The 14,042-nt window shown below is 75.2% G+C and carries 15 protein-coding genes; 10 read left to right on the top strand and 5 right to left on the bottom strand.

All coding sequences use genetic code 11. The features are described 5' to 3' along the window. Positions 1-9: 9 nt before the first annotated feature. Complete coding sequence (locus FB558_RS28590) at positions 10-1,098, bottom strand: helix-turn-helix domain-containing protein (RefSeq protein WP_142058563.1); 1,089 nt, start codon at positions 1,096-1,098, stop codon at positions 10-12. A gap of 144 nt (positions 1,099-1,242) precedes the next feature. On the opposite strand from FB558_RS28590, the gene FB558_RS28585 reads away from it, so the two are divergent. Beyond that, the gene (locus FB558_RS28585; RefSeq protein WP_142058561.1) at positions 1,243-2,691 is read left to right on the top strand and encodes an FAD/NAD(P)-binding protein; all 1,449 of its coding nucleotides are present in this window, start codon (positions 1,243-1,245) and stop codon (positions 2,689-2,691) included. Here the strand turns inward: FB558_RS28585 and FB558_RS28580 are convergent. Then, positions 2,661-4,085, bottom strand: coding sequence for an aminotransferase-like domain-containing protein (locus FB558_RS28580; RefSeq protein WP_142058559.1), 1,425 nt, complete (start codon positions 4,083-4,085; stop codon positions 2,661-2,663). The genes FB558_RS28585 and FB558_RS28580 overlap by 31 nt on opposite strands. Here FB558_RS28580 and FB558_RS28575 point away from each other — a divergent pair. Next, the gene (locus FB558_RS28575; protein WP_142058557.1) at positions 4,084-5,019 is read left to right on the top strand and encodes a DMT family transporter; all 936 of its coding nucleotides are present in this window, start codon (positions 4,084-4,086) and stop codon (positions 5,017-5,019) included. The two genes, FB558_RS28580 and FB558_RS28575, sit on opposite strands and share 2 nt — an antisense overlap. 13 nt (positions 5,020-5,032) lie before the next feature. Here FB558_RS28575 and FB558_RS28570 read toward each other — a convergent pair whose 3' ends face one another. Then, positions 5,033-5,242, bottom strand: coding sequence for a hypothetical protein (locus tag FB558_RS28570; protein WP_142058555.1), 210 nt, complete (start codon positions 5,240-5,242; stop codon positions 5,033-5,035). A gap of 787 nt (positions 5,243-6,029) precedes the next feature. Between FB558_RS28570 and FB558_RS43480 the strand changes: the two genes are divergently transcribed. The 4 genes from FB558_RS43480 to FB558_RS28555 all read left to right on the top strand — a co-directional run bounded on the left by FB558_RS43480 (position 6,030) and on the right by FB558_RS28555 (position 8,511). Beyond that, a complete protein-coding gene (locus FB558_RS43480; protein ID WP_170231569.1) occupies positions 6,030-6,170 on the top strand; it encodes a hypothetical protein in 141 nt (46 codons plus the stop codon). Next, a complete protein-coding gene (locus tag FB558_RS28565) occupies positions 6,167-6,646 on the top strand; it encodes a thioesterase family protein (RefSeq protein WP_170231568.1) in 480 nt (159 codons plus the stop codon). Before FB558_RS43480 ends, FB558_RS28565 begins: the two co-directional genes overlap by 4 nt. 250 nt (positions 6,647-6,896) lie before the next feature. Then, on the top strand, positions 6,897-7,370 hold the full coding sequence (locus FB558_RS28560; protein WP_142058551.1) for a carboxymuconolactone decarboxylase family protein: 474 nt from the start codon (positions 6,897-6,899) through the stop codon (positions 7,368-7,370). Positions 7,371-7,575: 205 nt separating this feature from the next. Next, the gene (locus tag FB558_RS28555; protein WP_142058549.1) at positions 7,576-8,511 is read left to right on the top strand and encodes a CPBP family intramembrane glutamic endopeptidase; all 936 of its coding nucleotides are present in this window, start codon (positions 7,576-7,578) and stop codon (positions 8,509-8,511) included. Here the strand turns inward: FB558_RS28555 and FB558_RS28550 are convergent. Together FB558_RS28550 and FB558_RS28545 are read right to left on the bottom strand one after the other, a co-directional pair. Beyond that, the gene (locus FB558_RS28550; RefSeq protein ID WP_142059223.1) at positions 8,469-9,146 is read right to left on the bottom strand and encodes a response regulator; all 678 of its coding nucleotides are present in this window, start codon (positions 9,144-9,146) and stop codon (positions 8,469-8,471) included. The genes FB558_RS28555 and FB558_RS28550 overlap by 43 nt on opposite strands. Then, positions 9,143-10,405: a sensor histidine kinase gene (locus tag FB558_RS28545; RefSeq protein ID WP_142058547.1), complete on the bottom strand. Its 1,263-nt coding sequence runs from the start codon at positions 10,403-10,405 to the stop codon at positions 9,143-9,145. The genes FB558_RS28550 and FB558_RS28545 overlap by 4 nt, the downstream gene beginning before the upstream one ends. A 242-nt stretch (positions 10,406-10,647) precedes the next feature. Between FB558_RS28545 and FB558_RS28540 the strand changes: the two genes are divergently transcribed. The 4 genes from FB558_RS28540 to FB558_RS28525 all read left to right on the top strand — a co-directional run bounded on the left by FB558_RS28540 (position 10,648) and on the right by FB558_RS28525 (position 14,023). After that, a complete protein-coding gene (locus FB558_RS28540) occupies positions 10,648-10,887 on the top strand; it encodes a hypothetical protein (protein ID WP_142058545.1) in 240 nt (79 codons plus the stop codon). Positions 10,888-10,996: 109 nt separating this feature from the next. Next, positions 10,997-12,211 carry a cytochrome P450 family protein gene (locus FB558_RS28535; RefSeq protein ID WP_142058543.1) on the top strand — a complete coding sequence of 405 codons (1,215 nt, stop codon included), beginning with the start codon at positions 10,997-10,999 and terminating at the stop codon, positions 12,209-12,211. 218 nt (positions 12,212-12,429) lie between these two features. After that, positions 12,430-12,879, top strand: coding sequence for a hypothetical protein (locus tag FB558_RS43475; RefSeq protein WP_170231567.1), 450 nt, complete (start codon positions 12,430-12,432; stop codon positions 12,877-12,879). A 187-nt stretch (positions 12,880-13,066) separates the two neighbouring features. After that, positions 13,067-14,023 carry a ParA family protein gene (locus FB558_RS28525; RefSeq protein ID WP_142058541.1) on the top strand — a complete coding sequence of 319 codons (957 nt, stop codon included), beginning with the start codon at positions 13,067-13,069 and terminating at the stop codon, positions 14,021-14,023. The last annotated feature ends 19 nt before the right edge of the window (positions 14,024-14,042 follow it).

Below are 14,042 nucleotides of genomic sequence, written 5' to 3'. Positions count from 1 at the left end.
CGCCGGGCATCAGTTCCGGGAGCGCGGCCAGTAGTGCTCGGCGAACAGCCGCGCCACCAGCTCGCCACGGCTGGAGACCGCCGTCTTCTCGAAGATCGCTTTCAGGTGGTCCCGCACCGTGTGCGGGGAGATGACCAGCCGGGCCGCGATCTCCCCGGTGGGGAGGCCGCGCGCGACCTCATGGGCGACCTGCAGCTCGCGCGGCGTCAGCTCGTACGCCTCGGCGACGAGCACGCCCATGTCGGCGGCGGACGCGGGCTCGATCACCAACGCGACCGGGCCGGGCCGCCCGCCCGGGCCGGTGAGCGCGGACGCGTGGCAGACCAGCCACCGGCCCTGCCCGGTGCGGATGCGGGTGCGGGCCCCGCCCCGGTCGCGGCCGCCCGCGACCGCGCGCGCCTGCAGGACCGTGCCGACGACCCAGATCGGCAGCCGCACGCCGAGCGCGGACGGGACGGACGGACCGTCGGGAAGGCTCGCCAGGTGCGCGCGGGCCTCGTCGTTGATCGACGTCGCCGCGCCGCCCTTGTCGAAGACGATCAGTCCGGGGCCGGGCGCGCCGGGCGGCGACGCGTCCGGGGAGGGGCGGGCGAGGCGCCGGAGCCGGGCGGCCAGCGGCGTCGACAGCGAGGCGACGAGGTCGACGTCGTCCTGCCCGAAGGGCGCCCCGCTCGTCCGGAACAGGCTCACCACGGCCCAGGGCCGGCCTCCCGCCCGCACCACACCGCGCAGCTCGTCGTGGACGCCCTGGTGCTGGAGCAGCCGGCGGTACCGCGCGCAGCGGGCGGGCAGGTCGTCGGTGGCCGCACGGAGCCCGGCCGCGGGAACCCGCGCGCGGGCCAGCTCCCGGAACGGGAGGACGTCCTCCTCCAGGAGCTCGCTCTCCCAGTACTCGGCGCAGCGCTCGCGGTCCCCGAGGCCCTCCACCACCATGGGCGCCGTGATCAGCCCGGTCTCGGGGTCGGTCGCCGCCCACACCGCGGCGTCGTGGGGCAGCGTGCGCCGCAGCCGCGCCGACACCCCGGCGAACACGCCTGCCGCGTCCGTGGCCCGGTCGGCCGCGGCGAGGACAGCCGCGCCGCGTGCTCGCCCATCCATGGCTTCCTCCGGTGTTCGGACCGCACGTCCCACGGTGCGTGCTCGCCCCCTCCGCGCCAACCCCTCGTCCGAGGGGGTCATTCCCCCGGAAGCACCCGCAACGTCGGGATGGGGACGTGGCCCGGCGACGCCGAGGCTGGCGGCATGGACATCGGGATCATCGGAGGCGGCTCGGCCGCCGTGGGACTGCTGGACGTGCTCGCGAGGGAAGCCGGAACCCCGGGAGCGGTGACGGTGTTCGAGCCGTCGCCGCACCTGTGGCGGGGCCGCCCGTACGCGCCGGACCTGGATCCGGTGCTGGTGAACTCCCCGCCCGCCATCATGTCCATCCGCCACGACGACGCCGACCACTACGCCTCGTGGCTGGGCGCGCGGGGCGAGGCCCACCTCGACCCCGACCTCGGCAGGCCGCTGGTGCCCCGCTCCCTCTACGGGGAGTACCTGGAGCACGCGGCCGAAAAGGCGATCGCGGACCTGCGTGAGCACGGCTGCCACGTGCAGGTCGTCGCCGCGGCCGTCGTCGGGGCGGCACCGGGCGCGGGCCGTCTCGCACTGCGCACGAGCGAGGGCCGTGAGCACGTCGTCGACCGGATCGCGCTCTGCGTCGGTGGCGGCACACCCCAAGACCTCTACGGGCTCGGGGGCGCGCCGGGGTTCGCCCGCGACCCGTACCCGCTCGCGCGGACCCTCGACGAGGTGCCCCCGCACGCGGACGTCGCCGTGATCGGCAGTGGCCTCACCGCCGTGGACGTCGTCGTCTCGCTCGCCGCGCGGGGCCACACCGGGCGGATCAGCCTGGTGTCGCGGACCGGCATGCTCCCGCACGTGTGGCAGCGACCGATCGCGTACCAGCCGCGGCACCTCACCGTGGCGCGGGTCGGCGAGCTGCCGGCGCGCGACGGCGAGCTCACGCTCGAGCACCTCACCGGGCTGCTGCGCGCGGAGATGGCGGACGCGGGTGAGGACCTCGACGCGCTGCTCGCCGACCTGCGCGCCGCCCGCACCGACGACCCGGTGGTCCGCCTGCGACGCCAGATCGATGCGATCACCGCACCGGAGATCGGCAGGCGGGTGCTCCAGGTGGCCGCCCACACCGTCGGCCCGTACGCGTGGCGGCTGCTGGCGGAGCGCGATCGGCACCGGCTGCGCGCGCAGTCCCGCATCGCGATCAGCGTCGCGTCGCCCATGGTCCCGGTGAACGCCGTGCGGCTGCTGCAGCTGTTCGACTCCGGCCGGCTGGAGGTGCTCGCCGGGGCTCGTGGCATCACGCGCGAGAACGGCCGGTTCAGTATCGAGACCGGCACCGGCGCGCGGCGCGCCGACGTCGTCGTCAACGCCGTGAACCCGGCACCGCACGCCGTGCCCCCGGCCGCGGCCGGGCTCGTGGACGACCTCGTCGCCACGGGCGTGGCCGCCCGGCACCCGTCCGGTGGCCTCGTCGCGGCCGACCCGCGCGTGCACGTCGTGGGCGACCTGGCCGGCGGCGGCTCGTTCCTCACCTCGAGCATCCCGGGCATCGCCGCCCGTGCGGCCGCCGCCGCACGCGCGATCCTCGCCGGCCCTCAGCCGTCCGCGGCCGGGCCCGTGCCGTGACCGAGGCCCGCCAGGGCGCGTGCCAGCCTGCGGACGCCCTCGTCGAGCAGGGCGGGCGGTGCGGCGGCGTAGGTCAGCCGCAGGAACGCGGCCGGCGGCTCGGCGGCGAACCACGGGTGACCGGGGAACACGACGACCTGCTCGGCGGCCGCGGCGGTGACCAGGTCGGACTCGTCGACGGCTGCGGGCAGGCGCACCCACAGGTGCAGGCCGCCGCGAGGCACCGCGGCGGGCAGCAGGTCCGGTGCGTGCCGTCGCAGGGCCGACAGCAGGGCGTCGCGACGCGCGCGCAGCGCCGTCCGGACCGTGCGCCGGTGCCGCTGCCAGGCCGGTGAGGTGACCAGGTCCAGCGCGGCGTGCTGCAGCGGCCCGGCCACGAAGAAGTCGTCGAGGACGCGCGCCGCCCGCAGCCGCATGCCGGCCTGCCCGCGGGCGCCGAGCGCGGCGACGCGCAGCCCCGGTGCGGCCGGCTTGGTGAGCGATCTCAGGTGGACGACGTGGCCGTCGGCGTCGTCGGCGGCGAGCGGGGGCGGGGGATCGGCCTCGATGCCCAGGTCGCGGGCGTAGTCGTCCTCCAGCAGGAACGCTCCGGCGTCGTGGATCGCGCTCATCACGGCGGCGCGGCGGTGCGGCGCCAGTACGGCGCCGTGCGGGTTGGCGTACAGCGGCTGGCAGTAGAACAGCCGTGCCCCGGTCCGGTCGAGCGCCGCGGCCAGCAGGTCGGGCCGGACGCCGTCGGCGTCGGCCGGGACGGGAACCACCTGGCGGCCGGCCGCCCGTGCCGCGGCCAGCGCGCCCACGTAGGTCGGCGACTCCACCAGTACGGCCTCGCCGGGCGCGGTCAGGGCGCGGATCGCCGTGGACAGGGCGGCTTGGCCGCCGGGACAGATGATCATGTCGTCGGCGTCCAGGAGCCCTCCGCACTCGCGGGCGAACCAGGCGCGAAGCTCCGCGTCGCCCTGCGCGGGGCCGCGGTCCCACGCGCCGGGACGGCGCGCGGCTCGCGCCAGCGCCGCCCCCAGCGGCGCCGTGGGCTGCAGGGTCGGGTCGAGGTACCCGGACGACAGCGCGATCGCCCCGGCCGGGGGCACGGCGAGCAGGGCCTGCACCGCTTCCTCGCCTCCGGGCCGGGCACCGAGCGCGACGGCCTGCCAGGACAGGTCCGACCGTGCCGGCGGGCTCGGCGGCGGCGCGACCGCGAACACGCCACGACCGGGAACAGCCTCGACGAGGCCCTCGGCGACCAGACGACGCGTCGCGCGGGCCACCGTCCCCGGTGAGGCGCGGTGCCGCGCCGTGAGCTCCCGCACCGACGGCATCCGGGTGCCGGCCCCGGCCGCAGCCGCTCGTCGCAGATCTTGGATAACGCGCTGCGCCGCGTTATCGTCGTCCATGACGAGTGAGAGTAGCGCTTCCCGGCGTGCCGCGGTCACGGGTAGCGCCCTCGGAGCCGTGGGCGTCCTGGGGTTCAGCATGTCGATGCCCGCCACCAGGGCCGCCGTCGCCGACCTGGACCCGTGGCTGGTGGCGTTCGGGCGCTCGGTCGGCGCCGGCCTGCTGGCCGTGCTCTACCTGCGCCTGCGACGCGCGCCGCGCCCCTCGGCCGCCCAGTGCCGGCGGCTCGCGGTGGTCGCCGCGGGCGTCGTGGTGGGCTTCCCGCTGTTCACCTCCCTGGCGCTGACGGCCACGACCGCCGCCCACGGCGGCGTCGTGGTCGCCGTCCTGCCCGCCCTCACCGCCGTCTTCGCCGTGCTGCGCGCCCGCGAGCGGCCCCCGGCGCTGTTCTGGCTCGCCGGCGGCGCGGGCCTGGCCGTGGTGGTGGCCTTCACCGTGGTCAGCGGCAGCGCGACCGGGGCGCTGGAGGCGGCCGACGTGTTCCTCCTGGCCGCTGTGGTCCTGTGCGCCCTCGGCTACGCCGAGGGCGGTGCGGTGGCGCGGGAGATCGGCGGTGCCAACACCATCTGCTCGGCCCTGGTCCTCTCCCTGCCGGTCACGGTCACCATCACCGCCCTCGTCGCGGTCCAGGCGCCTCCGCACGCGGGACCCGTCGCCTGGACGGGCTTCGCCTACCTCACCCTCGTCTCGATGTTCCTGGCCTTCTTCGCCTGGTACGCGGGCCTCGCCAGGGGCGGCATCGCGCGGGTGGGGCAGATCCAGCTCGTCCAGCCCCTGCTCACACTGGGCTGGGCCGCGCTGCTCCTCGGTGAGACGGTCACGGTCTCCGCGATCGGCGTCGCGCTGGCCGTCCTGCTCTGCGTCGTCCTCACCCAGCGCACCCGCTCCATCGGGATCCGCTCGGCACCGGGGCGCGCCGTCCGGGTGGGCTGAGACGGCGCTGCCGTCACCCGGTGGCGACGCTCCCGACGACCTCGTCGAGCGCGCCGCTGCGGGCCTCCGCGACCAGGTCGGCGAGCTGCGCCACGCTCATCTGGACGCGCTGGCCGAAGTCGTCGGTGAGGACCACCCGGCGCTCGGGCGGCGCCGCGTCGTCGATGTACAGCTCGGGGCAGCCGCAGTTGCACTGGCCGCAGAACGTGGCGATGTGTCGCATGGTCTCCTCACCGCGGGAGCGGGGCGACGCCGGGGGATCCGGGTCGATGCACCGGTCGTCGCCGGGAGCGCGCCGGTTCCGGCTCCCGCCCGGGTACGCCCGACCGGGCGAAATCGGCGCACCTCCCGGCCGCCGGCTGTCGGGCACCCGCGTGGCGGGCCACCTGATCGAGCGGGTGCGCGGCGGCTGCGCGACCGGGTCGACGGAGCCCCGCACCAGGACGAACATGATCATCGCGTGGGGGCGTGCGGCTCCGTCGTGTCCAACGGACGGGGGAGGTGGGCCCGCCGTGCGGCTTCTGAATCGTTCATGCAAGCCTGTCGCCACGACTCGAGATGATCTTCCCTGCCGACCCGGGGGGCTCGTCGAGCGTCGTGGCCGCGGTCGACGAGGGCGAACGGTGCTCCCGCCGGCCGCGGTGGGGATCTGCACGGACAGCACGTAGGGAGTACGTCACGGCACGAGGGCTCGCCCGTCTCCGGCGAGTCCGGCACGAACCGGCTGCACGCCGCCTCTCCGGCGCCCGCCCCGACGCGGGCCCCGGCAGCACGACACATCCTCTGGGCCCGCGGGCGCACCTCACGCGCCCCGACCGGCGACGCCCGGAGCGCGACCGCCGCACGGTGGCCGCATCCGGCGACCGGTGAACGGCCGCCAGTACCTCGGACGACCCGCTCGGTGATCGGCGCGGGCCGGATCGGGCACGCCGCGACGCACCGCGGGCGCCCCGGTCCGTCCTGCGCGGTTCCGGCGTGCGCGGCGTCCGCGAACCACGCTCGGGAGAGAGATGCACCAGGAAACGAACGACCTCGACCGCACGGCCACGTGCGGCGACGCCCTGCGTCCCATCCACGACCTGGAATGGACCTGCGTGGCGCCGGCCGCGCACGAGGACGACCACGTCGCCGTCGACGGGACGCGCTGGTGAGCGGCGGCGTCACGATCGGGACGACGCAGACCGTCACCTACCGGGTCGGCCGCGAGAACATGGTCCAGCGGCTGCTGCCGGGCGTGGCCGAGTTCATCCGCAAACCGGAGGTGATGGCCAGCGGCTGGCTCCTCGGGGTGTGCGAATGGCCCGCCATGCTCGCCCTGCGCGGCCACATGCGGGACGACGAGTGCTCCCTCGGCACCCGCTTCGAGATCGCCCACCTCGCGCCCGTTCCCGCCGGCGCGACGCTGACCGTGCACGCCCGCTGCGAGCGGGTCGAGGGCAGGTACAGCGAGTGGCGGGTGGACGCCCGCGACGACCTCGAGCTGGTCGCCTCCGGGGTACTGGGGTTCTGCGTGGTCAGCCTCGAACGGTTCACCACCCGACGGCTCGACCCCAAGGCCGCGTTCCTGCGGCGGCAGGGCGCGGCGGGCCGCGCCGGCGTGCTCGCCGGTGCGGCCGCGCCGGCCTGAGGTGACGTCGAGGAGGGCCGACGTCGACGGTGCCGGGACGGCGGTGCGAGTCGCCGTCCCGGGCACCGGGACCCCGCCCTACACCCAGCGTGCCGCGCTCATCGTCGCTCGACTCGTCCGTGTGGAGGCGGAGGCGTCGGCGGTCCGCGACCATCCCGGTCCTGGTGCGACGCGCATCACATCCGCTGTCGTCACAGTTCGGCGGCCCACGGCGTCAGAGGTGTAGTCCCACAACCCGGAGGAGCTCACCATGGACGCCCGCCTGAACCTGTTCACCAACCCGACCGCCGGCAAGTTCCTCAAGCACATCGTCGCCGCGGGGAAGGTGGTCGAGGGCTCGACGCTGCCTTCCGCAACGGCGCAGCTGGTGGCGCTGCGCGCGAGCCAGATCAACGGCTGCGGCTTCTGCACCGACATGCACACGAAGGACGCCCTCACCGCCGGGGAGTCCACGGTGCGGCTCAACCTGGTCGCGGCGTGGCGGGAGGCCACGGTGTTCACCGAGGCCGAGCGCGCGGCGCTGGAGCTGGCGGAGCAGGGCACCCGGATCGCGGACGCGGCCGGCGGCGTCACGGACGAGGCCTGGGCGTCCGCCGCCAAGCACTACGACGAGGAGCAGCTCGGCGCGCTGGTCTCGCTCATCGCGCTCATGAACGCCTTCAACCGCGTGAACGTCCTCGTCCAGCAGCCCGCGGGCGACTACGTGCCGGGCCAGTTCGCCTGACGGGCCCGGCGGCGCGGTGCGGGAGGGGTGCGCCGCGCCGCCGGGCCGGCCGAGATCCGCGGTATCGGTTGCCCATCGTCGTGATCGCAGCAATGGGCGACCGATACCCGGGATCACGAGCGGCGTCTGCACCTTTCGATGGCACCCCCGGCCTTCGATCCTTCACCTCTCGTGGCAGGCCGCGCCGGATCCCAGACTCGGCCCCATGACGATCTCGGACCGGAACACGGGGCTCGGTGCCCCGCCACGACCGCGGGCGCGGGGCGGGGGAGCGCTCGGGCCGGTGCGACGCCACCCGCTGCTCAGCTTCTTCGTGCTCGCCAACCTCATGAGCTGGCTGGCCTGGGTGCCCTACATCCTGTCGCAGAACGGGCTCGGGATCTGGAGCTACCGCTTCCCCGACGTCCTGGGCACGAGCCAGCTCCTCGGGGTGCTGCCCGGGGCCTACCTCGGCCCGATCGCGTCGGCGCTGTTCGTCACCGCCGTGGCCGACGGGCGGCCCGGGTTGCGGCGCTGGCTCGGGCGGATGTGGCGCTGGCGGGTCCGGTGGCACTGGTACGCGATCGCGCTGCTCGGTGTGCCCGCGGCCATGCTGGCCACCGGGTACGTCTTCTCCGGCGGGCAGGTGCACGCGCCGTCGACGATGGCGGTGGCCGCCTACGTGCCGGGGCTGCTCCTCCAGATGGTGACGACCGGCCTCGCGGAGGAACCCGGCTGGCGCGACTTCGCGCTGCCCCGCCTGCAGCGCCGCTTCGGGCCGCTGACCGGGACGATGGTGCTGGGCCCGGTCTGGGCGGTCTGGCACCTGCCGCTGTTCCTCACCGAGTGGGGCGGCTGGCCGGACGCGGACTGGACCCGCGCCGTGTCGTTCGCCGTGTTCTGCATCGCCTTCAACGTCGTGATGACCTGGGTGTTCAACCGCACCGGGGAGAGCCTCCCGCTGGCCGTGCTGGCGCACGTCAGCGTGAACAACTTCGCCTCGGTCCTGTGGTCGGAGATGTTCCCGTCGATCGACGCGGACCGGGCGTCGCACGCGATGGCCGCGGGCGCGGTCGTCGCCTGCGTGCTGGTCCTGCTGGGGACCCGCGGGCGGCTCGGCTACCCGCCGCCCGGTCCGGGGACCGCGACCACGCCGTTCTGATACGCCCAGACCACCGCCTGCAGCCGGGACCGCACGCCCAGCTTGGGCAGCATCCGCGCCAGGTGCGACTTCACCGTCGACAGCTCGACGACGAGGGTGCGGGCGATGTCGTCGTTCGACATCCCCTGGGCGAGCAGCAGCAGGATCTCGTGCTCCCGGGGGGTGAGCAGGTCCTCGGCGCGCCGGCCCGTCACGGGCTGCAGCCGCCGGCGCTGGACGAACTCGGCCAGGATGCGGCGGGTCAGCGTCTGGTCGATGGTGCCCTGGCCGGCCGCGACCTGCCGGACGGCGTGCACGATCGTCTCCGGCGGCGCGTCCTTGAGCAGGAACCCCGACGCCCCGGCCTCCAGGGCGCCGAACACGTAGTCGTCGAGGTCGAACGTCGTCAGCACGAGGACCGGCACCTGCGGGACGGCGTCGGGGGCGCACAGCTCGCGGGCCACCTCGATGCCGCTCCGGCCCGGCATCCGGATGTCGAGGCAGGCGACGTCGGGCACCAGGTCGCGGGCCATCGCCAGCGCCTCGTCGCCGTCCGAGGCCACGCCGGCCACCTCGATGTCGGGCTCGGCGCCCAGCAGCACCGCCAGGCCGGTGCGGACCAGGTGCTGGTCGTCGGCGATGAGCACGCGGATCATGCAGGGGCCTCCGGGAGCGGCGCGGGCGGGCGGATCGTACTGAGCGGGTCCTCGACCGGGAGCGTCAGACGCACCTCCCAGCCGCCGTCCCGCGTGCGGCCGTAGGTGAGGTCGGCGCCGACCAGCTGCGCCCGCTCGGCCATGCCGACCAGCCCGAACCCGCCGCCGGGGCCCGGGTCGGGTTCTGCGGGCGCACCGTTGCGGACGGTGATCGTGAGCCGTCCGTCGCGCGGTTCGCCGACCTCGACCGCGCACCGCGCGCCCGGTGCGTGCGCCGCGGCGTTGGCCAGCGACTCCTGCACCATCCGGTAGGCGACGAGCTGGGCGAGCGGGCCCACGGCCGGGTTCCCCGCGGGGACGACGAGGTCGATCGCGGCCCCCGCGGCCCTGCGGGCCTCGACCAGCGCGGTCACGGCGTCGAGGGTCTCCACGGGCCGGGTGGCGTCGGCGCCCTCGCGCAGCAGCCCGACCAGCCTGCGCAGGTCGTCGAGGACGGCGCTGCTCTGCTCGCGGATCTGGCCCGCCGAGCGTCGCGCCGCTGCCGGGTCGGCGTCGATCTGCCGGTCGATCGCCGCGGCCATCAGCGCGATGCCGGAGATGTGGTGTGCGGCGATGTCGTGCAGCTCCCGCGACATCGCCACGCGCTGCTGCGAGACCGCGGCCTGCAGGAGGGCGTCCTGCTCCCGGCGCAGCGCCTGCACCTCGTGGCGACGGGCGTCGTGGGCGTCCCGCTGCGCGACGACCACCAGCCCGAGCAGCAGCGGCAACCCGACGACGACGAGCGCCTGCAGCAGCCCGCTGACGACCGCCGGGGCCGGGTCGGACGCACCGCTGCGGACCTCGTTGAGGAAGTGCGCGGTCGCCAGCAGGAGCGCGGTCGCCGCCGGCGCGACCCACCGCCGCCGGGGCGGGCGGGCGACGACGGCGAGGAACACCCCGGCCAGCTCGGCGACGGCGGTCAGGCTGAACGCCGCGCTCGGAACGGCCCAGGCCATGACGAGCGGGAGGGCGGCCAGCCCCGGCAGGACCGTCGTGGGGAACCGGCCGACCCAGGCCACCGCCACGGCCTGCGCCACCAGCACCGCGGCGATCACCCACCACCCGGCGCTGCCGGTGCGGGGCATCGGGCCGAACGACGGGTCCGTGGCCGCGGCGGCCGGCAGGACGAGCAGCAGACCGATCGCGACGAGCCCGCACACCGCCGCGGTCACCGGGTGCAGCGGGCCGGGCCGTCGTGGGACGTGCGCGGGTCGGGACACGGTCGGCCTCCGCGGTGGTGCTCGTCGGTCGTCGCCGGGCGGGAGGTCCGCACCGCGCGGCGCCCGTCGCCATCATCCGGCACGCGCGCCGCCCCGCCGATCACCACCCGCCGCGCCTGCATCCGAAAGGTGGGGACGGGCGACTGCGCACCTCGGAACGATGTGCCGTCGCGGCGCTGCCACCAGGCTGGACGGCATCGGACGACGACGGGGCCCGCCCCCACGACGAGAGGTGCCCTTCCATGACCCGCGATCCCCTCGACCCCCGCGAGACGCAGGCGCCCCCGGCGCGCGGACTCCCGCGCCCGCTCCTGTGGGTGCTCCTCGCGGTCGCCCTCGCGGCCAACGCCCTCACATCGGTCTCGGCGCTGCCCGCCGCCGTCGGGGTGGTGTGCGGCGTCGTCGCCCTCGCGCTCATCGCGCTGCTGGTCCGCGACCACCACCGCCGCCGCCGCGCCCAGCCGGAGAACCCGGACGCCTGACCCGCCACCGCGCGGCGGCCCGACGAGCCCGCGCTCTGAGATCGTCTCAGGGCACCCGGCCTAGCGTCGGCCCCGGGCCGGGACGAACCCGGCAGGGGGAGGGCACGCGATGACCCAGGCCGACACCGTCGAGCTCGCCGAGGGGTTCTTCACCGACCCGCACGAGCTGTACCGGATGCTGCGCCGGGAGGCGCCGGTGACGCCGGTGAGCACCCGGGAGGGCATGCGGGCGTGGGTGGTCACCCGCTACGAGGACGCCCGGCCCGCGCTCAACGACCCGCGGTTGTCCAAGGACGTCTCGCGGTTCCACGAGGACGGCCCCATCGGCTTCCTGGACCGGCACATGCTGAGCAGCGACCGGCCGGACCACACCCGGCTGCGCAAGCTGGTGAGCCGGGCCTTCACCGTGCGGGCGATCGCGCGGATGCGGCCGCGGATCGAGGAGATCGCGCAGGGGCTGGCCGACCGGATGGCCGCGAAGGCCCGGCGCGACGGCACGGTCGACCTGCTCGACGAGTTCGCCTTCCCACTGCCGATGACCGTGATCTGTGAGCTGCTCGGCGTGCCCGACGGTGAGCGCGACGACTTCCGCGGCTGGTCGAACACCCTCCTGTCGGAGGCGCCTCCGGACGAGCACGAGGCGGCCGTCGCGGCGATGTCGGACTTCCTCTCCCGGCTCGTCGCCGAGAAGGGTGCGCACCCCGGCGACGACATGCTCTCGGCCATCGTCAAGGCGTCGGAGGACGGCGACACCCTGTCGGAGGGGGAGGCGGCGTCGATGGCGTTCCTGTTGCTCGTCGCCGGGCACGAGACCACGGTCAACCTGATCGGGAACGGTGCGCTCGCCCTGCTGCGCCACCCCGACCAGCTCGCCGTGCTGCGGGGGGACCCGGCGCTCGTGCCGAACGCGGTCGAGGAGTTCCTGCGCTACGACGGCCCGGTCAACATGGCGACCTTCCGCTACACCACCGAGCCGGTGGAGATCGGCGGCACGAGGATCCCGGAGGACCAGATCGTGCTGGTCTCGCTGGTCTCGGCCAACCGCGATCCCGACCGCTTCGGCGATCCGGCCCGGCTGGACGTGACGCGCGACGTGGCCGGGCACGTCGCGTTCGGCCACGGGATCCACCACTGCCTCGGCGCCCCGCTGGCCCGGCTGGAGGGCGAGATCGCCTTCCGCACCCTGCTCGACCGCTTCCCGGGCCTCACGCTGGCCGGCGAGCCCGCCACCCTGTCCTGGCGGCACTCGACCCTGATCCACGGCCTGACCCGCCTACCCGTCCGCGTCGGGATTCCCATGTCGAACGGCACTTTCGTCGGCTAGGTACCGACGATAGTGCCGCTCGTCCGGGTGGGCGCCCGCTCCTGCGGATGCTCCATCCCGGTTTCGGCGGATCGGACCAGCGCGCGCCGAATTCGCCGCCGTCCGGGTTCGTCGTCCACGCGCCGGGGTAGCCACGCAGAACCCGACAGGTCGATGTGATCGCCGGTGCTCGACGCAGAGCCTCGACCGATACCAGCCGCGCAAGGGAGCAACACATCGTGAGCGATCCAGCACCGATCAATGCTGCCGACATCAGTGGTTACATCCTCCTGGGCACGAAGAAGCTGAACATCCACATCACCCTCGAAGACATCGATGCCGACTCCGACGGCGACCTCGTCGACCCCGATCAGGACGACGCCGAGCTCGAGGACGACGACGCCGAGTTCGAGGACGAGGGGTTCGACGAGGACGACGCGTTCGACGAGGACGACGCGTTCGACGAGGACGCCGACGGCGGGGGAGAGGTCGACGACGCCGAGTTCGAGGACGAGGACGAGGACGCCGACGAGGACGAAGCCGAGGACGCAGCCGAGGACACCGGCGAGGACGCCGACCGGGGCGCCGGCCCGTCCGCGCAACCGAATCTCCGTCACCTGCTCCGCCCCCGACCCCGCCGGCGCCCGGACGAGCGCTCGCGCCGGTCGGCCGCGCCGTCGCGCCGCTAACGGGGCGGCGGGCGACCCGATCCTCATTCCTCCACGCCGATGAGCGCCGCTCGGACCAACGCCTGCGGACAACTGCGCGCCGCGCGTTGGGCGGACCGGTCGAGCCGGTCGGAACCGGGAATCGGGATACGTTGGGGGTGCGGAACGGGGCGGCGGTGTTCTGCCGTCGGACGCTGCGGAGGAGTCGATGGCCGAGCGCTCTGAGGACCAGGAGCGCGATTTCGCGCTGGAGCGCGTCATCGCGATCGTCAACGACAAGGGTGGCGTCGGGAAGACGTCGATCGCCGCGAACCTGGCGGGCCAGTTCGCCGGCGCCGGTTACCGCTGCCTGCTCATCGACCTCAACCGGCAGGCGAACCTCGCCGACGACCTCGGCTACCGCGGCACGGACGCCGACGACCAGGGCGCAGGCCTGCTGGGCAGCGTCCTCGCCGGCACGCCGCTCGTCCCGGCGCCGGACGTGCGTCCGAAGCTGGACGTGGTGTGCGGGGGAGCGCGGCTCGAGGACCTGACGCCCATCATGGTCTCGCGGCTGCAGAACCGCGGGCGCCGGGCGTTCCGGGTGCTCGGCGACGTGCTCGCCCCGATCGCGACCGACTACGAGGTCGTGTTCATCGACTGCCCGCCGGAGTCGACGATCCTGTCCGACCTGGCGCTGGCCGCGGCTCGCTGGGTGCTGATGCCGACGAAGTCCGACGTCGGGGGCCTGGTGGGCATGTCCCTCGTCGCGGAGCGGTTCACCCTCGCGCAGGAGATCAACCCGGGTTTGGGCCTGCTCGGGGTGGTCCTCTTCGGAACCGGTACGCGCTCCCGCGCGATCCACGGCGAGGCCCGGGCGGCGATCGACAGGGCGTTCGGCGGCCACTCCCCGCGGTTCGAGACGACGATCCGCCACGCCGAGCGCACGGCCCAGGACGCCCGGCGTCTCGGCAAGCTCGCCCACGAGCTCGAGATCGAGGCCGCGGCGCAGCCGGCGTGGTGGGAGGCTCTGCGGTCGGGCGTCCGGGCACCGCGGGTCTCCGCGACCGCCGCGAGCGTCGCGGGTGACTACCGCGCGCTGGGCGTGGAGGTGCTCACCGCGCTGCAGGCCGCCGAGGAGGCCGAGCGGGCCGAGGGGCCCGACGGCGCCGCGGCCCGGGGCTGACCTCGGGTTCGGGACGCCG

Origin of the sequence: Pseudonocardia kunmingensis, from assembly GCF_006716445.1 — a bacterium.
Taxonomy (GTDB): domain Bacteria; phylum Actinomycetota; class Actinomycetes; order Mycobacteriales; family Pseudonocardiaceae; genus Pseudonocardia; species Pseudonocardia kunmingensis.
This window is presented reverse-complemented; position numbering and strand designations above follow the sequence as displayed.

Bases quoted from the DNA above. Each gene is read 5' to 3' on its own strand.
- FB558_RS28590 (WP_142058563.1), bottom strand. From the start codon at position 1,098: ATGGATGGGCGAGCACGCGGCGCGGCTGTCCTCGCCGCGGCCGACCGG.
- FB558_RS28585 (WP_142058561.1), top strand. From the start codon at position 1,243: ATGGACATCGGGATCATCGGAGGCGGCTCGGCCGCCGTGGGACTGCTG.
- FB558_RS28575 (WP_142058557.1), top strand. From the start codon at position 4,084: ATGACGAGTGAGAGTAGCGCTTCCCGGCGTGCCGCGGTCACGGGTAGC.
- FB558_RS28580 (WP_142058559.1), bottom strand. From the start codon at position 4,085: ATGGACGACGATAACGCGGCGCAGCGCGTTATCCAAGATCTGCGACGA.
- FB558_RS28570 (WP_142058555.1), bottom strand. From the start codon at position 5,242: ATGCGACACATCGCCACGTTCTGCGGCCAGTGCAACTGCGGCTGCCCC.
- FB558_RS43480 (WP_170231569.1), top strand. From the start codon at position 6,030: ATGCACCAGGAAACGAACGACCTCGACCGCACGGCCACGTGCGGCGAC.
- FB558_RS28560 (WP_142058551.1), top strand. From the start codon at position 6,897: ATGGACGCCCGCCTGAACCTGTTCACCAACCCGACCGCCGGCAAGTTC.
- FB558_RS28555 (WP_142058549.1), top strand. From the start codon at position 7,576: ATGACGATCTCGGACCGGAACACGGGGCTCGGTGCCCCGCCACGACCG.
- FB558_RS28550 (WP_142059223.1), bottom strand. From the start codon at position 9,146: ATGATCCGCGTGCTCATCGCCGACGACCAGCACCTGGTCCGCACCGGC.
- FB558_RS28540 (WP_142058545.1), top strand. From the start codon at position 10,648: ATGACCCGCGATCCCCTCGACCCCCGCGAGACGCAGGCGCCCCCGGCG.
- FB558_RS28535 (WP_142058543.1), top strand. From the start codon at position 10,997: ATGACCCAGGCCGACACCGTCGAGCTCGCCGAGGGGTTCTTCACCGAC.
- FB558_RS28525 (WP_142058541.1), top strand. From the start codon at position 13,067: ATGGCCGAGCGCTCTGAGGACCAGGAGCGCGATTTCGCGCTGGAGCGC.